Origin of the sequence: Bacillus sp. FSL W8-0640, from assembly GCF_038007725.1 — a bacterium.
GTDB classification, from domain to species: Bacteria; Bacillota; Bacilli; order Bacillales; family Bacillaceae_G; genus Bacillus_A; species Bacillus_A cereus.
In genome coordinates, this window is the sequence record NZ_JBBOXT010000001.1 from 4,622,724 (window position 1) to 4,642,810 (window position 20,087).

Here is a 20,087-nt window from a genome sequence, read left to right on the forward strand (position 1 = left end):
GCATTTTAAAATTATAACGTTGATTGAATAACTTGATCATACGCATCATTATCCCTTACATCCGCCGTACTAATCCCGCTAAACGTTTGTACTTTCATTCCTGTATTTGATGATCCCGATCCATTATAAGCTTTCGTCTTTTCAATCGGCTGTACGTTATATTTATCCCCTACATTAATTGTTCCATTGCAGTTTTCAATAATAACACCTTCCACAACTGCCGGCATTTTGTCACCCACTTTCATTTCTTTACTTTTATTTTATGAAAATCGCCTAGAAAAATAGCATGTTTCAATAAGAAAAAGCACTCAATTTGAGTGCTTTTTCTTTAAGCATAAAGACAAGTTTGGAGACAGTTGACTTCTTCAAAATTTTATTAGGGGTAATATTTTGAAAAAGAAAGCCTTTCATATGTAGGTTAACACAACTGGAATATATAGTAAATTGATAATATTTATACGGAAGATTGCTAATGTTTAGTATAGATAGTTTACACTATGCTAACAGTGAAAACTATCTATACTAATAAAAAAAGGTGCCTTCAAAAAAGACACCTTTCAAAAACAGACACTATAAAACAGAATTATTTATTGTTATACGATTGTTAGATACAAAAAGTAGAGGGAAATGTTTGTATTAAATTCTGCTTTATAAAGTCTGTCTACAAATTATATTGTAATCCTCTTCATTTGAAAAAAATATAATATGCACAATTGCATACAAAAAGAAAAAGCACTCTATTGAGTGCCTTTTCAACCATTTTACTTTTAATATATCGCTTTGAATATATTGTAACATATGTATCCATATATTTTATTGAGAAAATTCAAAATCCTTTTTCTTTCATTTTCACTTATAAAATCATGTAATATAAAAGGTATGTCAAATTCTTATACAAATTGAGGTGTACTATATTTATGATGTATTTCGGAATTATTCCTCTTATATTATTTATTATTTTTCTTATCTCATATTTAAAAGATCCGCGAAAAATAATAAACGGCTTTTTATTTAATTCCTTTGTCTGTTTTTTCCTTCTTTTTTGTGTGATTATATCTGTAAATTCAAGTAGTGATGTCCTACGCTATATTATAATTTTACCTATTTTAGCACTTCTTATTATGCTTCCTTTCGGTATTGTTGCTTTAATGTTTGGGCTATTTCTTAATGCTAGAATTTTAATGAAGCGAGAAGGAAGACGGTTCACTAACTGTTTAACACTCCTTGCTGCTTTAGGGATGTTATTCTTTATGTTACTCCCTATTATAAACCCAGCAAGTTTGGTCTCATCGCATTTAGAGCCTATTTTTGCAGCTATTTCTCTTATAAGCTTCTATTTCTTTATACACTTATCTAACTTCTTAAGCGCATATTTTTTATACCAATTCAACAGACCAAGACGTAATCAAGATTTCATTATCGTTCTTGGTAGCGGCTTAATTAATGATAAAGTACCACCATTACTTGCAAGCCGCATTAATAAAGCTATCGACTTCTATTGGAAACAAGCAGCTGTAAATACACCACCAACAATTATTTTCTCTGGTGGTCAAGGTCCAGATGAAGGTCTTCCAGAGGCAGAAGCAATGCAAAATTATGCTGTTGAAAAAGGAATTCCTCTTGAACATACAGTGCAAGAAAATCGCTCTGTAAACACATATCAAAATATGTTGTTCTCTAAAGAAATTATGGATTCTTTAAAACCTGAAGGTAAATATAAAAGTATTTTTACCACAAATAATTTCCACCTTTTCCGCGCTGGCATATACGCTAGACAAGCTGGTCTTAATAGCCAAGGAATCGGGTCAAAAACTGCATTTTATTACTGGCCTAACGCAATGATTCGCGAATATGTTGCGATTGTCGTAATGGGACGTAAGCGCCATATGAAAATATGTGGAACTATTTTAGGTTTCGCTTTATTCGTATCAATACTTAGTTTTATATTTTCTTAATAGCATCCCATCCTTTGAAAGGATGGGATTTCTTATACTGATTTCAAAAATATTTTAAAGATAATATGGTGATAATATTCCCTGCATACATCCATTAAAGGAGAATTTTTTCAAATTAAATGTTAAAATAAAATTTAGGTGTGAATGACGTAACAAATAAGAAACTAGTTTGAAACGAGGAAATTATATGGAGAAAATTATCAAAAACAAGCCCAATAAGCTAAAAATTGCTTCAAAAGCTTTGATGATTATTATTGGGGCATTTATCACAGCGTACGGATTAGAAGCAGTATTAATTCCAAATAACGTATCAGACGGTGGTGTGACTGGTTTAAGTATCGTTAGTTCAAGATTATTTGGATTGCCATTAGGAGCTCTAATCGCAGTTATTAACATTCCTTTCGTTTGGTTAGGGTATAAGCAAATCGGTAAAAGCTTTGCGATTTATTCTATTATCGGAATTGCTTCATTAGCAGTAGGTACCGTTGTCATGCACGGAATACCAGCTATTATTGAAGGCGATACATTATTAGTTACAGTTGTTGGTGGTATTATCATCGGTTTTGGTATGGGACTAGCATTACGTAACGGTGGGGCATTAGATGGAATCGATATGCTTGCTGTATTGCTTTCTCGTAAGTTACCATTTGGAACGAGTGACCTTATTTTATTCTTAAACATGTTCGTATTTATTTTCGTATCAACGGTATTCGGTCTTCAAGGAGCTATCCTTTCGGCAATTGCTTACTTTATCGCTTCGAAAGTGATTCATATCGTTGAAGTTGGTTTAAGTGGTTCAAAAGCATTTAAAATTATTACAAAAGAGCCTGAATTAATGGTAGAAACAATTCGCGATCGTTTAGGCCGAAGTGCAACATATAACGAAGTATACGGTGGTTATTCAAGAGAGAAATTCAAAGAAATTTCTTGCGTAATTAACCGTTTAGAAGAAAGTAAAATGAAAGAACTTATTAATGAAATCGATCCACACGCCTTTATTACAGTTTATGACGTAGCAGAAGTAAAAGGCGGTAATTTCAAGAAACGTGATATTCATTAATCGTTATATAAAAGAGGGTGTGCCAAAATTTTGGCACACCCTCTTTTTATTATTAAGTTGCTATCGTTGTTAGTTTTTGTCGGTAAGTCGATATATTTCAATAATCGCTGATATATTTTGAGTTGTGGTCGATATATTCCAATAATCGCTGATATATTTTTACTTCCCCCTTATGCCTAAATCGTACCAACTGAAAGGGATTAATTCCCATAACAAAAAAAGACCAAAAAGCAATTTACACTTTTCGGTCTCTACACTATCTTCTCTTCGTAATCTTTCCTGAACCACCGACCCTCGTTTTCGGAGGAGATGTATTCCTTGGCGGCGTTTTAATAGATGATTTTGGCTTCACATCTGATCCGCTTGAACCGCCTGGTGTTTTCGTAATTTTCCCCTTGCTTCCAGTAGAAGGTGGGGGCGTCGTATTACTTCCTTTTTCAGTAATACTTCCCTTATCACCTACTGATGGTTTCGAATCTACATTATCGCCTCGCTTAATGATAGATCCTTTCCCTTCCTTCGTAATTGGAGGTGGGGTTTTCTTTTCTTCTTTCGTAGGTGGTCTTTCTGGAATAACTGGTTGATGATTTTGTCTGTCATTATATCCTCGGTAATCACCGGATGATGATCTTTTTGAACCGAATATATCGTTTAATATGCTACCCATAATATATCCTTGCAAGAAGGACGGTTGGTAATTTTGACGGACAAATTCTTTATTACTTATTTCAATTAACGTATCAGATGGTTTCTCTTTATCCTTTTGCAGGTTATAAATCTTATCAGAATAAACGAGGAACATTTGATTTTCGTCTTCTTTAGATGCTTGCTTCGGTTCTCTTTCGTTAATGAGTTCCTTCGCTACTTCAGGAACTGACCGATTGGCGGCCCTATACACGTAAGATTCTTGTTTACCTTCCTTGGCAACAGATTCAAGTGGATAACGGTCTTGAATCGACTTTGTCTGCCCGCCTTGACAACCTGATAAGGCATAACCAGCAACAACAAGTAATATAACGATAGCAAGTATAGGGATTACAAACGATTTAATCATGGTAAACAATCGGTTTGACATGATTACGCCCCTTACGTTGCTCTTATAATTTGTACATCAGCAGGAATGATTGCTTCTCCCTCATACATCATTGTGCGACCATTTTGCCATTCAATACGCAATAATTTTCGATTGTCTGATTGGAATTCCCATACGTACTGTTCTTCTGAAGCTGAGAATGGAGTTTTTCCCATAACAACAACACGTCCGTTATATTGTTCTTCCATATGGTACTCGGTATCATCCATTTCAATTGTCGTCGGAATTTCATCAATTGAATCTAAGCGACCATCAATTGGTGTATATAATTTGTAATACGTATTTTCACGATCTTCAATTTTTAAATAACGAATGTCTTTTCCATCTTGCAATGTCAAAACAATTTCCTTACGCGAATGCATACTCGTTTTCCCAATTAATTCATACATAACTAATGACACTTCAATCATATCGCCAGGAGCTAACGTTAAAAGACTCTTTTCCGGCTTCGGTGGCTCTGGGCTTTTCATTATATTTTTAATTCGTTTAAATAAACTCATGATCTATCCCTCCTTTTCTCTTTATAAACAAGCACCTAAAATTAGTGCACCAACAATATGTAATGATCCGGCTAACATCGCATGTGCAACGCTACCTTCTTTCGTACCTTCTTCTAAATCAAGACCAGACATTTTCTTTAATACAAATTCGATAAACATTTCTACCACTAATAAAATAACGAAAGAAACTGCTGAAGCAAGAAGTGCCTGCCATAAGTCATTTGCTTTCGTAATTGATTGGGATAAAATGTACCCTTGTGCAAATAATTTCATAATAAAACGAGTTGTTACAGCTGTATTTCCATGTTTAATTTCTTTTAAATCATTGTATTTTGTAAAAATTGAATCAACCCACATAATTGCAAATAAAAGTACTGCACTCGCTCCAGTCCATACAAGCATGGCAACTACATTCATCCATGTCATTGCAAAACCTCCTCTAAATATAATAGAAAACCGACATGAATATATTTAGACATGTCGGTTCATTTGTCTTTATTCTATATTATTTCTCATACTGCTTCATAATACGAGCTAATTCATCGTCAACAGCAGAATTTTTGTTTAAGCTTGCGAATTCATCATCTAATGATTTTTCTTTCTTATAAACTTCACCGCTTGCTTCTGCTTCAGCCTCTAATTGAAGAGCTTTCTCTTCCATACGGCTTAAACCAGCTTTTGCTGAGTTTGAATCAAATCCAGACATCGCCTGATTAATATTCTTTTGTGCTTTCGCCGCATTTACACGCGCTACAAGTGTCTCACGTTTATTTTTCAGCTCATTTAATTGCTTACGCATTTCTTCTAGCTTTAGGCGCAGGTTATCAGCAGCAGCTTTATTTTGCTCATAGCTTGCTTTATACTCATTCATCTTTTGCTCCGCATTTTGTTTTTCTTCTAGTGCACGGCGCGCAAGATCTAAGTTATTAGCTTGAACAGCCATATGAGCTTGCTCTTCACGTTTTTTCACAAGTGCTTCTTGCTCTTCAAATAATATTTTGAATTTCTTCTCAAGCGCGATTTGAGCTGCTACACTTTTCTCAGCTTCTTGTACATCCGCTTGCATATCGCGTAAATATTGATCCGTCATCTTAACTGGATCTTCCGCTTTTTCAATTAATGAATATACATTCGACATTGTTAAATCTCTTAATCGTTTGAATACAGACATCTAAATTCCTCCTATGATATACCTCATATTTCAAATTCACTACTTGGAAAACTGAAAAATCTCCCTTTACAGTAAAGAATATTCATTTTTACAGCCTATGTGTTTATTATAACAAAACTAATATGTCCTTACATGTTATTTCCAAAATACATCCATTATAATATGACATTCTATATACAATATTGTATTTCTAATATATTCTCATTATCCCTTTTTGAAATTAACTTACTTTTATGCAATTTCACTAAATTACATAAGTGTAATGTTACTGTAAGCTAACTCGATAGTTGCATTCTAATATTTCTTATACACTAATACCAGAAGCAACAAACAAGCTTCTTCACTTGTAAGCAATAATACAAAAATTGTATTTAATATAAAACATATAAAAGGAGAAATCATCATGAAAAAATTAGTAGGAATCGGATTAGCAGCAGCAATTTCACTTGGAGCATTATCAGGTTGTTCTTTATTAGGAGAGAAAGCGAACGGTTTTGTACTGTACGGCTCAGAAGAACAAGTTCAGCAAATTACAGATAAAAACAAAAAAGAAGTGAAAGAAAAAGACTTCTATAAAATGAAAATGACAACATTAGATGGTAAAAAAGTTCTTGTAATGGATAAGAAAACTGGTGAGGAACTAGTGAAAAAAGAGTTACTTAGCAAAGTTGATGAAAAAGACAACACGAAACCACTTGATAAATTACCAGCTGTAACAACAGAACAAGGTGTATTATTTGCAAAAGAAAAAGTAGAAAATGCTACACTTGATGGAGCGAAATTAAAATATGAAGGCAACACAATTATCGGAAGTGGCCGTGCATATACAGATATGTATGCGATTGTCGATGACGCAACTTACAACAATGTAAAAGGTGATGAAAAATCTGTAGGTGTATTAAAATTTGATAAAGACCCAAGTAAAGAATTCCCTGGTTACAACGGCGTCGAAGCTTCTCAACTTGTAAAAATTAAAAAGTAAAACAAAAAAGCTTTGCGAAATTCGCAAAGCTTTTTTCTATTTATTATGAGCAACTTGTTCCATATCTGGACTACAAGTTTTCGACTGACATGACTTATTTAAAGAACATGCTGCGCATTTTCCTTTTTTACTTCTCTTTACAAAATTAACTAACGTGTATGCTGCATAACCAAAAATGATAGCTCCAATTATAATATTGACCATCATTATACATCTCCTTTTAGAATCCTAGTAAAGATCCAACTTGGTATATAATAAGCGTTAATACATAAGCAACAACAAGCGGGTAAACGACTGAGAAAATCGTCCATTTCGCTGATCCTGTTTCACGTTTAATAACAGCCACCGTCGCTAAACATGGAACGTATAATAAAATAAAGAACATAAATGCATAAGCTGATAATGCTGTATAATGTGCTCCCATTACGTTTCCAAGCACATCTTCTTTAACTGCATAAATAATTGCCATTGTTGAAACGACAACTTCCTTCGCTAAAAATCCTGTTAAAAGGGATGCTGCAGCTTGCCACGTTCCGAAGCCGAGCGGTGCAAATAGTGGTGCGATAAATCCACCAATCATCGCTAAGTAACTGTCTCCCATATCAACACCAAATCCTGATGGACCTGCATAGTTTAATAACCAAATGACAACCGAACCACCAAAGATGAATGTACCAGCTTTACGAACAAATCCTTTTCCTTTCTCCCACGTGCTCAGCCATAATGTTTTCGCTTGTGGCACACGGTAAGGCGGTAATTCAATTACGAAAATAGACTTTTCCGCTTTCAAAATCGTAAGAGACATAATTTTTGTAACTAATAACGCAAGAACAATCCCTGCAACATATAAAGAAAATACAACAGTCGCCTGACTATGCGGGAAGAATACGCCCGCAAATAATGCATATACAGGTAATCGTGCTGAACAAGACATAAATGGTGTTACTAAAATGGTAAGTAAACGTTCTTTCTCCTGTTCAATCGTTCTCGCAGCCATAATACCTGGAACGTTACATCCAAAACCGATAATCATCGGAATAAAAGCTTTTCCGTTTAAGCCGAAAAACTCCATAATTCTATCCATAACAACTGCAATTCGCGCCATATACCCTGAGTCTTCTAATAATGAAATGAAAAAGAATAGTGCAAAGATTTGTGGTACGAATACTAATACAGCACCAACACCGGCAATAATACCTTCTGTAACGAGTGCTTGAATAAAATGAGAAGCTCCAATACTTGTAAGTCCAGCCGTCACCCAATCCGTAAGCTGGCCACCAAAAAACTCATCTAACATATCAGATAAAGGTGTACCAATCCACGTAAACGTAACCTGAAAAATAAAAAACATAACTGCTAAAAAGATTGGAAGTCCTAAAATTTTATGTGTAATTAATCTATCAATTTTTTCTGAAAAAGGAATTTTTCCTTCTTTCTCATGCTTCATAACATTTGTTTTTAACTTTTCAATATACGCTTCACGAGTTTTGTAAATGTGCTCTTCTAACGTACAATCAAGTTTTCCTTCTAAGCGAGATCGAATGGCTATGAGTTCCTTATAAATTGGTAATGCTTTCATTTCTTTTTCTACTACTTCGTTATTGCTTAAAAATTGAAGTGCTAACCATCTCGGATGCTCGTAATTCACTGTCTCTAAAAGAGCAATTACTTCTCCAATTCCTTCATCCATTTGTACACCATATGAAATAAGGAATGGCTTTTTCTCTTTTTTGTCATTTTCTTTAAGAGTCGTAAGCAGTTCTTCACAGCCTTTTCCACTCCTTGCAACAACAGGAACGACTGTTACACCTAATAGTTCTGATAATCGTTTTACATCAATGACAATTCCTCTTTGCTTCGCCACATCAACCATGTTTAAACCAATTGAGACTGGCTTACCAAATTCAAGTAACTGCAACGTTAAATGCATATTTCTTTCAAACTGCGAGGAATCTACGATATTTAACATATGATTAAATTCTTCTGTTAATAGAAAGTTTGTTACAACACCTTCATCACGTGAAACTGGATTTAAATCATAAACACCTGGTAAATCAATTAATGTTCCTTGTCTATCTTTTAATTTACCAACCTTCTTTTCTACTGTTACACCGCTCCAGTTTCCTACATACTCATAAGAACCAGTAAGTGCATTAAATAATGATGTCTTCCCTGTATTCGGATTCCCTAGCAAAGCTACCTTATTCACGCTAATTCCACCTTTATCATTTTCGCGTCACAATGACGAATACTAATTAACTGTCCACGACACTCCAATGTACAAGGACCTTTAAACATCGCTTTCTGTTTCAGGCGAAGTTCGCTTCCTTCAGCAAGACCGAAAGCAGCTAGTCTACGCTTTAATAGCTGATCTAAAGACTGAATACTTTTTACTAACACTTTCTCTCCAATTTTAATATCTACTAAACTCATAACCTTCCCCCTCAGAAGAGAATGATAATTATTTTCAAAAAAATTATACCACACCCAATTTCTCTTGTACTATACCCTTTTGCTTCATATTTATTAACATTTCGCTACAATTCTATTTCAATTATTGTCATACTGTATTCGTTTGCCATTCTCATCCATTTCGCTTACAATAAACAATAGCAAATAAAGAATCTCGTTATCACTGGGGGAGCCATGCCGCTGAGAGGGAACACTTCGTTCCGACCCTTCGAACCTGTTAGTTAATGCTAACGCAGGGATTGTGCAAACGTCCGAAATACATACCTCATTTTTATTTACGTATTTCGTATCCTCCTATGATATCTATTCTTTTTTGTACAACTTGGATTTAGGGGGAGACAACATGCGTAACACTAATTTACAAGCGATGATCGAATCTGCTATTCTTGCAGCCTTCGCCATGATTATCGATATTTTACCATTATCACTTAAACTTCCAACAGGCGGTTCTATCTCATTCGCTATGATTCCTATTTTTATTATTGCTTACCGCTGGGGCTTTAAATCAGCTTTCTTAGGTGGTTTAGTTTGGGGACTATTACAAATAGTCGTGGGGGATGCTTACATTTTAACACCTGTTCAAGCATTCATTGAGTACTTCATTGCCTTTGCTTTTATCGGATTTGCTGGCTTATTCTATCGTCCAATTCAAAAAGCACTTTTAACGTCTAATGAAAATAGTGAAGAACATTCAAGTTTAGGTAGTCGCAATGAAAAACCTTCAGCAAAACAAAACCATGGTAAGAAAATCCTTGTTTACATTATCCTTGCTACATTTGTCGGTAGCTTTGCTCGCTATTTCTGTCACTTTATTGCCGGTATTATTTTCTGGGGACAATATGCGCCGAAAGGTCAATCAGCTGTGTTATATTCATTAATCGTAAATGGAAGTACAATGCTTGGTTCTTTTATTTTATGTACAGTTTTACTTATATTTTTATTCCTCACTTCCCCACGCTTATTCAAAAGCATCAGTGCTTATCAAATGAATACACAAAAAAAGGGCGCTTAATGAGCGCTCTTTTTTCATATCGTAATATTAATTAAAAATACAATAAATGCGCAAAAGAAAATAAATACCATTATACTTAGCCAATTGCTATGCACGGTTCATCGACTCCTTACATAACCTCATTTTCTAACCAGATTATATCGCTTAAAAATAAAGATTAGGTAAAGATAATATGAAAATAAATTAAAAAAAGCGTAGCATGCATTATCTACGCTTTTTTCGGTAAGTAAAAGTAAAATAATACACCGTCTTCTGTATTTTTCACTCCATATTCAGCATCGTGTAATTCTAAAATATTTTTAGAAATGGCAAGCCCAAGCCCCGTCCCACCTTGTGAACGCTGACGAGCTGTATCCACTCGATAAAAACGATCCCAAATTTTATCTAATTGTTCTTCTTCAATGTGAGTACCTTTATTTTCAATGCACACTTTTATACGATCCTTCTCATCTATTGTAGAAATAATAATATCCTCTTTATTTGGTGTATAACGTATGGCATTCGTAATGAAGTTAACGATGACTTGTTCAATCCGGCCTTGATTTGCAATCACTTCAAATGAACATATATTTTTATGAACATGAAGTTCTTTTTCTCTATTTCCACAGATAGATGTTCACATATATCTTCAATTACTGTATCAATATAAAACGAATCCTTTTTCATTTTATATGTACCAGATTCAAATTTAGCTAGCTCAAGCATATCCAAAATTAAAGTATCCATTTTGTCTACTTCTCTCTCCATCGCTTGAAAATAATACTCTTTTTTATGCTCAGCTACCCCGTCTTTTAAAATGGAAATACAACTTTTCATAATACTTAGCGGTGTTTTTAATTCATGCGAAACACCAGAAATGAATTCTTTCCGTGTATTTTCTAACTTTCTTTCCTTTTCAATATCTTCTTCTAACTGTCCAATATGTGAATGGAGTTTATTTGATAGCACATTAATATTTTTCGACAAATCTCCAATTTCATCTTTTGAAGTAATCGGTATTTTTTCTGTAAAATCTAATTGTGCTATTTTCTTCGTCGTATCATTTATTTTTAATAACGGTTTGGCAATTTGTTTTGAGTAATAGAACGAAGCTAAAAAATAAGAACAACTACAAATGCAATGATATAGATATAGTAATCTTGCACCATTTGTACAGCTTCATCTACGGGCTGTAAAGAAGCCATCGCATAAATATATGTTACTGATCCGTCTTTTTCTATTGGCTTGATTAATAATTTATATTTAATATCATTTTTTTCATAGTCCATTGTTTGTGTTGTATATTTTATGGGCTTGCTCTCTTTTAATAATAAATTAGTTTGAAATTCTTTTATGCTATCTAAGAAGATGCCATTTTTATAAATTGGATTCACAGGACCTTTTACATCTGGTAACTGTACTTTTGTAACACGTCCTCCTATGTAAACGCCTAATTCCTGAGCAGCTTGCTCCTGAACAGCTGGTTTCTTTTCCTTAACAAGTTGTTCCTCAGCTGCTCTCTTTTTCTCCTCATTTAATTTACTCATTTTCTCATTAAATGCTTTTTCTAACGGTTTATTAGATCCACTTAAATTCTGCTTAGATAAAGAAAAAGAGAATGGAATAAAACTATCTTCTTTTCTCACTCCAGAAAAATAAATTTCTTGCCCTAAAAACTGCTCTGATAATTTATTATCAATTTCCTCTATATTGACGAGATTACCTAAGGGAATTTTAAATATTTGTTGTCCAAAGCTCTTTTGTTGCCTACGATCTATCGTTACTTCAAAATAAAAATCATCTGTATGTTTTAAATTCCCGTTCTTATCTAATGTCGTAATCCACGTATTATTTTCTCTTAAAAAGTCTTGCTCTAGTTTCTGAATTTCTTCTGCATTTCCTGCATAATTTAAATAATTCTTCTCAAAGGAATTTAAATTCACTTTAATATCTTCCACTTTTCGATTCGCATAATATTGTTTAAAAAATATCGTTTGTCCAATAAATATCGTCGCTAAAATCAACATACATAATGCTGTTGTAAGAGTAAATAATTTTAGTACAATTCCTTTCTTCATACATTCCCCTCAAATTTATAACCAGTTCGTACTACAGTTGTAATATACTTTGCTTTCTCTCCTAATTTATTTCTTAAATTACGAATATGGCTATTCACCGTTCGATCATCGCCAGCAAATTCATATCCCCAAATTCTTGAAATGAGTTGCTCTCGCGTTAAAACGATTCCTTGATTTTTCATGAAATACACCAATATTTCAAACTCCGTATGCGTTAAACTAACATCTGCCTCATCAACAGTAACAGTACGCGACGGAAAATGGACATGGATGCCATGAATCGATAACGTATCATCTTCGTTCTCTAAAGGTTTCTTCGATGCTTTTCTACTTTCTAATAATCGTTTCGCTCTTGCTAATAAAATTGGAGGACTATACGGCTTCGTCACATAGTCATCTGCTCCAAGTTCAAAACCAAGTAATGTATCGTCTTCATCTACACGCGCCGTCAGCATAATAATAGGCACCTCGGACGTCTTCCTAATCCTTCGGCAAACAGACCATCCATCGAGTTCTGGCAACATGATATCTAAAATAACTAAATCAACCTCTTCTTCTTCAAATACAACTAAAGCCTCTTTCCCGTCCCTCGCTTCAAACACTACATATTGTTCACTTAAAAAATAATCTTTTAATATTTCACGTAATATGTCTTCATCTTCAACAATTAAAATGTTTTTTGACATAACTTATATATCCCCCTCTCGCTTTCAGAAACTATAATTTCACTTTGAATAACTGCCAGTTAACTTCGCCTCGATAATATATCTATCTGGTGCATCCCCTATATAATCAAATGGGTAACAAGTTGTCAGTGTTAATATCGGTTCTTCTTTTTTTATAATAACAGTACGATCATCCGCATGAGTAATCCATGTCTTTTGAATTTCATATGTGTACGTTTTATTATCATACTCTAAAACAAGGGTATCCTTTTCTTTCAACTCTTCTAAATCTGTAAATACAGTATCTCGATGTCCACTCAGTACAGTATGTCCCCCTCCAGATGGAGTTGTCGTTAAATCACTAACGAACATACCCACTCCTTTTTCAAAGTCGTATCATCTGCTCCCCAATATATAGAAAACTTCTTCTTTATTTTCGGTATGTTTAACATCGCTACCTTTTCTCCTTCTTTATGTTCTGTTTGAGAAGAAGGCACTTGAGAAGTTACAGGTGTTTCATGAGAAAGTTGAGTATCTTGTATATTTTTAAGGCTCTTTATTTCTTCTGCCGTTAATTGCCCGGCAGAGCTTCTTCCTTTATACCATTCCACAGCATAATAGGATCCCATGAATAGCCCTATAGCCATCAATATGATACCGATATAATTGAGTAACTTCATTCTTCATTCCTCCATGCCAAAAATGGTAGGAGTAACCTACCATTTTTAATATATGAAATTATCCCATTCTTTATAGGAAAATATTTTATTTACGCTTGAATCTTATTGCGACGATTCAAACCAAATAATGTACCTACCGCTACAAGACATGCACTTAATCCCATCATTGCTACATTATTTGATGCTGTATTTGGTAATTTTTCACCTTGTACAACTGGCTTTGCTTCTTCTTTTTTAGCTACTTCATTCTTTTGCTCGGCTTTTATCGCTGCTTCTTTTTTAGCCATATCGTTTTTTAACTGTTCTTGCGCTATTCTCTTTTTCTCTTCTTCACTTTTTTCTCAGCTTTTATTGTTTCCTCTTTTTTAGCCATATCATTTTTTTCTTGTACTTGTGCTGCTTGCTTTTTCTCTATTTCACTTTTTTGCTGTTCCTTAATTGCTTCTTCTTTTTTAGCTTTATCCTGTTGTACTTGCGCTTCTTCTTCCTTTGTTACTGTTCCAGTATCCGCACTCGCTACTGAAGAATATCCTACTGTTAAAAGTGCCATTGCACAAATTGGTAATAGTTTCTTTTTCATTTTCACTCTCTCCTTATATTTTATTCACATCTACTCGCATCGGATGTATTACTAGAATAAGCAAGAGATATAAATATAAGATGCAGATGAAATATATTTCATTTAAAGATTTCATTGTAGAAAAAGAAAAAAACATCGCAATATGTACGATGTTTTTTTCGGGTGTGTGTCTCAATTATTTACATGTTACTTTCGCGTGATTTGGAAGTAGAACGGGCCGGAGCGATAACTAATTGTCTCGGCTCAGTTTTCTTGAAGTGATTTTTGACGTTACACTTACGACGTTGAACAACCCACGCTTTAATAGGGTTTGTTAAAATAATCTTTTGCTCTTCGTTAGGGGCCTCTTCTTCAATCTTACAACTCTCGCTCCATTTATTCCATTTCATTGTAAATTTAGAAGAAGAATGATCATTTTCACGATCAAACAAGTGCAAAAAATCCATTTTTCCATCTAGCATTACGGTGTTACTAGTCGCTAAAAAAGAAAAGGTCGTCCAACGTTTCTCCATGCCCTCCTACTCCTTTTTCACATATAGAGTGCCTAAAACTTAATTTACCTAAAATATGCTTGCCTTTTACCTTACACCCATAGTTTATCCAAAATGCTCTTATGCAACTATCGATTTGCCTTACAACTACCTTACATTTTTGTAAGAAACAAAAAAACCTTCACTCTATATAATGAAGGTTTCTCACTTTTTATCTATATGATCTCTCATATCATCAAGTCCAGCTTCTTTTAGCTGCGACATCATACCATGCGAAATTGCTCCTAACACTAAAGTCATTCCAATTAATGAAATACGAATCGCAGGTACATCAATTACGTAAGCCAACAGGCCAAGAACAATTGTTAAAAGTAATGCTTTTATAAATGTTACACTTGTGTACTGTTTCTTCTTCATCATATTCACCCTTCATGGAAGCGTTTCCTTAATACACTTAGTATATCATATCATCAGATGATTTTGTCATTATCTTTGTAAAAAATTACTATCTCCTTTGACTTTTTCTATTCTATCCTTTACAGTCGAAATGTTCATAAGTTTTACACTGTAGGAGGATTACAATGAATATTGAAATAAAAGACACTTTAATTTCTGAAGAACAATTACAAGCAAAAGTTAAAGAATTAGCACTTCAAATCGAACGTGACTTTGAAGGAGAAGAAATCGTAGTTATCGCAGTATTAAAAGGTTCATTCGTATTTGCTGCTGATTTAATTCGTAACATCAAAAATGATGTAACAATTGACTTTATTTCTGCATCTAGCTACGGAAATCAAACAGAAACAACAGGAAAAGTGAAACTACTAAAAGATATCGACGTAAACATTACTGGGAAAAACGTAATTGTTGTAGAAGATATTATCGATTCTGGTTTAACACTTCATTTCCTAAAAGATCACTTCTTTATGCATAAACCAAAAGCACTCAAGTTCTGTACATTACTTGATAAACCAGAACGTCGTAAAGTAGACTTAACAGCTGAATATGTTGGCTTCCAAATTCCAGACGAATTCATCGTTGGATACGGTATCGACTGTGCGGAAAAATATCGTAACTTACCATTCATTGCTTCAGTTGTAACGGAATAATCGTATAACTTAAAAAATCGATAGTACATAAAATGTATATCGGCGATTTTTTAAATATATCGCCTTACCGACAATAACTGACAATCTTAGCACCCAATTAATAGGGAGAAGCTGTTCTAAAATACATGGGAACAGCTCCTTTCTTTCCATTACAAACTACAGGGAGAGATGAAATATGACAAAGACAAAATTTGAAAAAGTACTCCTCATCGTAAATCCGAAAGCTGGTCAAGGTGACTTACATACAAATTTAACGAAAATCGTACCACCTCTTGCCGCAGCTTTTCCTGATCTACATATCCTTCATACGAAAAAACAAGGTGATGCAACAAAATATTGCCAAGAGTTTGCTAGTAAAGTAGATTTAATTATCGTCTTTGGTGGTGATGGAACAGTATTTGAATGCACAAATGGCTTAGCACCTCTCGAAACTAGACCTACACTTGCAATCATTCCAGGCGGAACTTGCAACGACTTCTCTCGCACACTTGGTGTTCCGCAAAACATTGCAGAAGCGGCAAAACTTATTACAAAAGAACACATAAAACCAGTTGACGTTGCAAAAGCAAATGAACAACATTTCTTAAACTTCTGGGGAATTGGTCTCGTATCTGAAGTATCAAACAATATCGATGCAGAAGAAAAAGCAAAGCTTGGTAAAATCGGTTACTATTTAAGCACAATTCGAACTGTAAAGAATGCTGAAACATTCCCGGTAAAAATTACTTATGACGGACAAGTATATGAAGACGAAGCTGTCCTTGTCATGGTTGGAAATGGTGAATATCTTGGTGGTATTCCATCCTTTATTCCGAACGTAAAATGTGATGACGGAACACTTGATATTTTCGTAGTCAAATCAACAGGTATTCAAGCATTTAAAGATTACATCGGAAAGAAACTATTTGAAGACTCAAATGAAAATGACATCTTCCACGTAAAAGCGAAATCCATTCATATTGAAACGAAAGAAGAAAAAGAAGTAGATACAGATGGAGAAAGCTCGCTTCATACACCTTGTCACATTGAATTATTACCAGGACACTTTACGATGATTTATAATCCTGCGGTTGTGTAATAAAAAAACGAGTGCTAGCACTCGTTTTTTCTCTTCTAATCTAGTTATATTGTTGGATCATTTCCTCTATTTCTTTAACTCTCTCTAAAGTAATTCCATTTCTTTGTTCGATCGCTAAAGGATGCTCGGTTGGCTCTAATTCAACATACGGTGCCATTCCAACTTCTCTTATATGTACATTTGTTTTTAAATTTAATGTTTCTGGATAAACTGGTATTTCTACAGATAACCAACCAAAATAAGGATCACTATTTTCTCGGCCTCTCTCATCCCACTTTTCTAATACTTCATCATAACTTTCTTTACTAAGTGATACCCACACAGTCCATATGAAATTTTCGTGGTAGTCAATTATAGGAATCTCTAAACATCCTCTAATAAAATAATGTTCACCATCCATTACACAAAGATCTGATGTTAAATGGAAGCGTTCCTCTCTTTCATGGGGCGCTACCTCGTAATAATAATATGGTGCTTCACTTCCGTAGCATAGAGGTAGTGCAAAACGATGCATTTGTACTTTTTCTCCGGATTTTCTTCTTCTTTTCATTTGTCATTCTTTCTCCTATCCTTTTCAGTCACAATCAAACTCTACCCAATTTCTCCAATGCGTATTAGCATTTTCATTCACAATAACACTTGGATCTTTCTTCTCTATTGCAGCGGCTACTGATTGGAAGAATTCATTTTCACTTACTTTTTCGTCTTCAACATGTTTCCATTCTTCCGTTTCATACGCTACTTCCCAGTCGCCTTCTAAACCGAACTCTTCTAAAATTTCTCCTTTATCCCACCACAATAATTTTTGAGCTTCCTCATTAGTAGCAAGCATACGCATAAAGTATGTTGGATAATGCTCTGTCGTTTGTACTTCTATTCCATTATTTATATAATCCTCTTCTGTAAATTCATATTCAAAATGATGCTCGCGAATTTTTAAACTGCCGTTATAAATATTCGGTATAAATTCACCTTCATCATCAAACAACTCATAATCGCCATTATTTAATTGTAAAATGCAATCATCACCCATTGAATGAGTAATTCTATCGCCATATACTTGAATATCATTACATACACCTAATGAACCTACACCCACAATTTGAAACACCATTAGCCAATCCTTAGCATCTTTAAAGAAAAGAGAGAATTTCACTTGTGAAATATCCATATATTCATTATCAAAGGCAGGAAATTCATAGTTACTTTGCTTTTTATCTAATAACCTTAAAATCTCTTTTTGCACATGTATCACCTTTTCATTAATATTATCTAACGTTTACCGTGCTCTCATGTAGCTAGAAAAATTCCTCTTTCATTACTATTCGTATACTCAATCTATCTTAACAAAAATGCTTTTCCTACTTCCATCATATATAGGCCGTACACCGATTCCATTTCTCTTACTTACGCATATATTGGAATATTGTTGCTTCTAATGCAGTGTGTTTTATTTTTGCTCGGAGGTGTTATAAATCGTGTTCGAATGTAAGAACGAACTAAGTCTCTCTAATATAGAAAACTTAAAATATAATTCAAACATTCCTATAATAGTAATAGCCTTCAATAACCTTACTTATGTGAAAAATATGTTAAAACAATTAGAAAACAAAAAGATAAAAAGTGAAGATATATGGATTTGGGACAATAATTCAACCGCTCCCGCTTTGCTTGCTTTTTATGAGCAAATATCAACTAAATATAATTTAGTGAAAAATAATGCCAACTATGGACCACGTTTTTTTGCCGTTCCTTATATTTTCGATTTACTTCCAGATTTTTTTGCTGTAACTGATCCTGATTTATCTTTTAATGAAAAAATGCCAGATAACTTTTTAGAGTATTTAAAGCAGTTAACAATCGAGCTTTCACTCTTTAAAGCCGGCCTTGCTTTAGACATTATACCTACTTCTAATTTCAACAGAGAGCTCATGTCAAATGAAAAATGTACAGTAACAGAATGGGAAATGCAGTATTGGCTTTTTCCTATAACTAAATACAATAACCCTAAAGTTTTCAACGCTGGAATTGATACAACTTTTGCTGTTTACAATAAAAAATTTATTAGTAACGGTTTTTATAATGCTGTAAGGGTAGCTGATAATTTCACCTGTAAACATTTACCCTGGTATAAAGACAATATAATTTCAGAAGAAGAAAAAATATGCTAAATACGAAATGGGCTAACTGGCACTAATAAAACGAAACGTTATTCAGTAGCAGATATTACTACAAATCGAAAACCTACTTTACAGCATATGTAATAATTCAAAAATAGCTTGAATGGTTTCAAGCTATTTTTTATCAAATTTCCTCAATACTATCCAATTGAGTCTTATAACATTCATCACACTCTGGCCTAGTAGGAAGAATCCCCCTGTCATCAGGTAATAAAACCCTCAAAACTTCTCAATCCATCTCTATGAAAGACTTCATAATAATGGGATATCCTTCAATAATATTCGTATACTCAATCCCTTGTTCATATATATCGATTTCAAAGCCAATCTCTTTCTCCTTATGGTGCATAACATTTCCCGCTAATATATAGTTACTTTTACTCACAACTTCTTGTATTAATTCTGTTCTATCTTTCCATAAACCAGGTACTCCAATAACGATTTGTGTCTCCATCATATGCACTCCACTTCTCATCTATTTTCAATCTATTCTTTCAATCTTCCAAACTAAATTAGCTGGGATATCTTTCTCTAAAAAGGTTAACATCCATACAGTTTAGGCATCCTACTATGATTAAAATCTCCAAATATAACACTCCATGTGTACATTTATATTTATTTTCGTTTACATACTATTGTTATTCATAATCCATTTTAGCTAATAAACAAACGAAAGAGAACTAGGTGGATTAATGTTTACTTAAGAATAAAAAGTCCGAAACTATATAAAGTGATTTCGGACTTTTTATTTTTAAAATATTAAATTACATTTCGAACAAAAAGGAGCTGAATTTCCTCTTCTAATTTTCGTATCACATTTTGGACAATATACATATCGTTCCTCTACCTTTTGTCGTTCTATCATGTGTAAGGATACTATTTTCATACTGCACATAATTCCAATTAAGATAAGGCTAAAAATGAGTAGCACAACGCTCTTCCTCCCTTAACTACTTACCTATATTTTACCATTAAATAAAGATAATTTTATACTTATAATCC

General features: G+C 33.8%; 21 protein-coding genes, 4 pseudogenes and 1 riboswitch. Of the genes and pseudogenes, 7 read left to right on the forward strand and 18 right to left on the reverse strand.

Annotated features, from left to right (window positions below):
* Window positions 1-11: 11 nt before the first annotated feature.
* On the reverse strand, window positions 12-245 hold the full coding sequence (locus tag N2V80_RS23945; RefSeq protein WP_002062565.1) for a spore germination protein: 234 nt from the start codon (window positions 243-245) through the stop codon (window positions 12-14).
* A 672-nt stretch (window positions 246-917) separates the two neighbouring features.
* Here N2V80_RS23945 and N2V80_RS23950 point away from each other — a divergent pair.
* Both N2V80_RS23950 and N2V80_RS23955 read left to right on the forward strand, forming a co-directional pair.
* Window positions 918-1,955, forward strand: a complete 1,038-nt coding sequence (locus N2V80_RS23950; protein WP_000990101.1) for a YdcF family protein — start codon at window positions 918-920, stop codon at window positions 1,953-1,955.
* Between the two features lie 187 nt (window positions 1,956-2,142).
* A complete protein-coding gene (locus tag N2V80_RS23955; protein WP_000411244.1) occupies window positions 2,143-3,015 on the forward strand; it encodes a YitT family protein in 873 nt (290 codons plus the stop codon).
* A gap of 256 nt (window positions 3,016-3,271) precedes the next feature.
* Here the strand turns inward: N2V80_RS23955 and N2V80_RS23960 are convergent, their stop codons facing one another.
* The 4 genes from N2V80_RS23960 to N2V80_RS23975 all read right to left on the reverse strand — a co-directional run bounded on the left by N2V80_RS23960 (window position 3,272) and on the right by N2V80_RS23975 (window position 5,779).
* A complete protein-coding gene (locus N2V80_RS23960) occupies window positions 3,272-4,090 on the reverse strand; it encodes a DUF4247 domain-containing protein (RefSeq protein WP_000071185.1) in 819 nt (272 codons plus the stop codon).
* A gap of 11 nt (window positions 4,091-4,101) precedes the next feature.
* On the reverse strand, window positions 4,102-4,608 hold the full coding sequence (locus N2V80_RS23965) for a DUF4178 domain-containing protein (protein WP_000051746.1): 507 nt from the start codon (window positions 4,606-4,608) through the stop codon (window positions 4,102-4,104).
* Window positions 4,609-4,629: 21 nt separating this feature from the next.
* Window positions 4,630-5,034, reverse strand: a complete 405-nt coding sequence (locus N2V80_RS23970; protein ID WP_061654851.1) for a DUF350 domain-containing protein — start codon at window positions 5,032-5,034, stop codon at window positions 4,630-4,632.
* 79 nt (window positions 5,035-5,113) lie between these two features.
* The gene (locus N2V80_RS23975) at window positions 5,114-5,779 is read right to left on the reverse strand and encodes a PspA/IM30 family protein (protein WP_000110280.1); all 666 of its coding nucleotides are present in this window, start codon (window positions 5,777-5,779) and stop codon (window positions 5,114-5,116) included.
* 403 nt (window positions 5,780-6,182) lie between these two features.
* Here N2V80_RS23975 and N2V80_RS23980 point away from each other — a divergent pair, with 403 nt between their 5' ends.
* Window positions 6,183-6,761, forward strand: coding sequence for a lipoprotein BA_5634 family protein (locus N2V80_RS23980; RefSeq protein WP_000737502.1), 579 nt, complete (start codon window positions 6,183-6,185; stop codon window positions 6,759-6,761).
* Window positions 6,762-6,797: 36 nt separating this feature from the next.
* Here the strand turns inward: N2V80_RS23980 and N2V80_RS23985 are convergent, their stop codons facing one another.
* Genes N2V80_RS23985 through N2V80_RS23995 form a run of 3 tightly spaced genes read right to left on the reverse strand, consistent with a single transcriptional unit; the run spans window position 6,798 to window position 9,194 of the window.
* The gene (locus N2V80_RS23985; protein ID WP_000989593.1) at window positions 6,798-6,968 is read right to left on the reverse strand and encodes a FeoB-associated Cys-rich membrane protein; all 171 of its coding nucleotides are present in this window, start codon (window positions 6,966-6,968) and stop codon (window positions 6,798-6,800) included.
* Window positions 6,969-6,981: 13 nt separating this feature from the next.
* A complete protein-coding gene (gene feoB, locus N2V80_RS23990; protein WP_001044842.1) occupies window positions 6,982-8,970 on the reverse strand; it encodes a ferrous iron transport protein B in 1,989 nt (662 codons plus the stop codon).
* The gene (locus tag N2V80_RS23995) at window positions 8,967-9,194 is read right to left on the reverse strand and encodes a FeoA family protein (protein ID WP_000060512.1); all 228 of its coding nucleotides are present in this window, start codon (window positions 9,192-9,194) and stop codon (window positions 8,967-8,969) included. The genes feoB and N2V80_RS23995 overlap by 4 nt, the downstream gene beginning before the upstream one ends.
* A gap of 194 nt (window positions 9,195-9,388) precedes the next feature.
* Window positions 9,389-9,490: riboswitch (TPP riboswitch) on the forward strand.
* An 86-nt stretch (window positions 9,491-9,576) separates the two neighbouring features.
* Between N2V80_RS23995 and thiT the strand changes: the two genes are divergently transcribed.
* The gene (thiT, locus tag N2V80_RS24000) at window positions 9,577-10,245 is read left to right on the forward strand and encodes an energy-coupled thiamine transporter ThiT (RefSeq protein ID WP_001246585.1); all 669 of its coding nucleotides are present in this window, start codon (window positions 9,577-9,579) and stop codon (window positions 10,243-10,245) included.
* Between the two features lie 208 nt (window positions 10,246-10,453).
* On the opposite strand, the pseudogene N2V80_RS24005 reads toward thiT, so the two are convergent.
* The 6 genes and pseudogenes from N2V80_RS24005 to N2V80_RS24030 all read right to left on the reverse strand — a co-directional run bounded on the left by N2V80_RS24005 (window position 10,454) and on the right by N2V80_RS24030 (window position 15,138).
* A pseudogene (locus tag N2V80_RS24005) lies at window positions 10,454-12,302 on the reverse strand (ATP-binding protein).
* Window positions 12,299-12,988, reverse strand: coding sequence for a response regulator transcription factor (locus N2V80_RS24010; protein WP_000041848.1), 690 nt, complete (start codon window positions 12,986-12,988; stop codon window positions 12,299-12,301). Before N2V80_RS24010 ends, N2V80_RS24005 begins: the two are co-directional and overlap by 4 nt.
* Window positions 12,989-13,027: 39 nt before the next feature.
* A pseudogene (locus tag N2V80_RS24015) lies at window positions 13,028-13,647 on the reverse strand (class D sortase).
* 89 nt (window positions 13,648-13,736) lie between these two features.
* Window positions 13,737-14,227 (reverse strand): annotated as a pseudogene (locus N2V80_RS24020) (LPXTG cell wall anchor domain-containing protein).
* A 179-nt stretch (window positions 14,228-14,406) separates the two neighbouring features.
* Window positions 14,407-14,739: a hypothetical protein gene (locus N2V80_RS24025; RefSeq protein ID WP_000415619.1), complete on the reverse strand. Its 333-nt coding sequence runs from the start codon at window positions 14,737-14,739 to the stop codon at window positions 14,407-14,409.
* Between the two features lie 183 nt (window positions 14,740-14,922).
* Window positions 14,923-15,138, reverse strand: coding sequence for a hypothetical protein (locus N2V80_RS24030; protein ID WP_002001286.1), 216 nt, complete (start codon window positions 15,136-15,138; stop codon window positions 14,923-14,925).
* Between the two features lie 161 nt (window positions 15,139-15,299).
* On the opposite strand from N2V80_RS24030, the gene hpt reads away from it, so the two are divergent.
* Entirely contained in the window at window positions 15,300-15,827 is a 528-nt protein-coding gene (hpt, locus tag N2V80_RS24035) for a hypoxanthine phosphoribosyltransferase (RefSeq protein ID WP_001019298.1), read from the forward strand.
* 175 nt (window positions 15,828-16,002) lie between these two features.
* Window positions 16,003-16,905, forward strand: coding sequence for a diacylglycerol/lipid kinase family protein (locus N2V80_RS24040; protein WP_000167895.1), 903 nt, complete (start codon window positions 16,003-16,005; stop codon window positions 16,903-16,905).
* Window positions 16,906-16,945: 40 nt separating this feature from the next.
* On the opposite strand, the gene N2V80_RS24045 is transcribed toward N2V80_RS24040, so the two are convergent.
* Together N2V80_RS24045 and N2V80_RS24050 are read right to left on the reverse strand one after the other, a co-directional pair.
* Window positions 16,946-17,455 carry a DUF2199 domain-containing protein gene (locus tag N2V80_RS24045; protein ID WP_000830212.1) on the reverse strand — a complete coding sequence of 170 codons (510 nt, stop codon included), beginning with the start codon at window positions 17,453-17,455 and terminating at the stop codon, window positions 16,946-16,948.
* Between the two features lie 24 nt (window positions 17,456-17,479).
* On the reverse strand, window positions 17,480-18,151 hold the full coding sequence (locus N2V80_RS24050) for a DUF7003 family protein (RefSeq protein ID WP_001168352.1): 672 nt from the start codon (window positions 18,149-18,151) through the stop codon (window positions 17,480-17,482).
* A 232-nt stretch (window positions 18,152-18,383) separates the two neighbouring features.
* Here N2V80_RS24050 and N2V80_RS24055 point away from each other — a divergent pair.
* A pseudogene (locus tag N2V80_RS24055) lies at window positions 18,384-19,102 on the forward strand (hypothetical protein).
* A 212-nt stretch (window positions 19,103-19,314) separates the two neighbouring features.
* Here the strand turns inward: N2V80_RS24055 and N2V80_RS24060 are convergent.
* Both N2V80_RS24060 and N2V80_RS24065 read right to left on the reverse strand, forming a co-directional pair.
* Entirely contained in the window at window positions 19,315-19,542 is a 228-nt protein-coding gene (locus tag N2V80_RS24060) for a hypothetical protein (RefSeq protein WP_061654853.1), read from the reverse strand.
* A gap of 294 nt (window positions 19,543-19,836) precedes the next feature.
* Window positions 19,837-20,016 (reverse strand): hypothetical protein, encoded by a 180-nt coding sequence (locus N2V80_RS24065; protein WP_001986677.1) that lies wholly within the window; start codon window positions 20,014-20,016, stop codon window positions 19,837-19,839.
* Window positions 20,017-20,087: the final 71 nt, after the last annotated feature.

Coding starts and splice junctions, on each gene's coding strand:
- N2V80_RS23945 (WP_002062565.1), bottom strand. CDS start 245: ATGAAAGTGGGTGACAAAATGCCGGCAGTTGTGGAAGGTGTTATTATT.
- N2V80_RS23950 (WP_000990101.1), top strand. CDS start 918: ATGATGTATTTCGGAATTATTCCTCTTATATTATTTATTATTTTTCTT.
- N2V80_RS23955 (WP_000411244.1), top strand. CDS start 2,143: ATGGAGAAAATTATCAAAAACAAGCCCAATAAGCTAAAAATTGCTTCA.
- N2V80_RS23960 (WP_000071185.1), bottom strand. CDS start 4,090: ATGTCAAACCGATTGTTTACCATGATTAAATCGTTTGTAATCCCTATA.
- N2V80_RS23965 (WP_000051746.1), bottom strand. CDS start 4,608: ATGAGTTTATTTAAACGAATTAAAAATATAATGAAAAGCCCAGAGCCA.
- N2V80_RS23970 (WP_061654851.1), bottom strand. CDS start 5,034: ATGACATGGATGAATGTAGTTGCCATGCTTGTATGGACTGGAGCGAGT.
- N2V80_RS23975 (WP_000110280.1), bottom strand. CDS start 5,779: ATGTCTGTATTCAAACGATTAAGAGATTTAACAATGTCGAATGTATAT.
- N2V80_RS23980 (WP_000737502.1), top strand. CDS start 6,183: ATGAAAAAATTAGTAGGAATCGGATTAGCAGCAGCAATTTCACTTGGA.
- N2V80_RS23985 (WP_000989593.1), bottom strand. CDS start 6,968: ATGATGGTCAATATTATAATTGGAGCTATCATTTTTGGTTATGCAGCA.
- N2V80_RS23995 (WP_000060512.1), bottom strand. CDS start 9,194: ATGAGTTTAGTAGATATTAAAATTGGAGAGAAAGTGTTAGTAAAAAGT.
- thiT (WP_001246585.1), top strand. CDS start 9,577: ATGCGTAACACTAATTTACAAGCGATGATCGAATCTGCTATTCTTGCA.
- N2V80_RS24010 (WP_000041848.1), bottom strand. CDS start 12,988: ATGTCAAAAAACATTTTAATTGTTGAAGATGAAGACATATTACGTGAA.
- N2V80_RS24025 (WP_000415619.1), bottom strand. CDS start 14,739: ATGGAGAAACGTTGGACGACCTTTTCTTTTTTAGCGACTAGTAACACC.
- N2V80_RS24030 (WP_002001286.1), bottom strand. CDS start 15,138: ATGATGAAGAAGAAACAGTACACAAGTGTAACATTTATAAAAGCATTA.
- hpt (WP_001019298.1), top strand. CDS start 15,300: ATGAATATTGAAATAAAAGACACTTTAATTTCTGAAGAACAATTACAA.
- N2V80_RS24040 (WP_000167895.1), top strand. CDS start 16,003: ATGACAAAGACAAAATTTGAAAAAGTACTCCTCATCGTAAATCCGAAA.
- N2V80_RS24045 (WP_000830212.1), bottom strand. CDS start 17,455: ATGAAAAGAAGAAGAAAATCCGGAGAAAAAGTACAAATGCATCGTTTT.
- N2V80_RS24060 (WP_061654853.1), bottom strand. CDS start 19,542: ATGATGGAGACACAAATCGTTATTGGAGTACCTGGTTTATGGAAAGAT.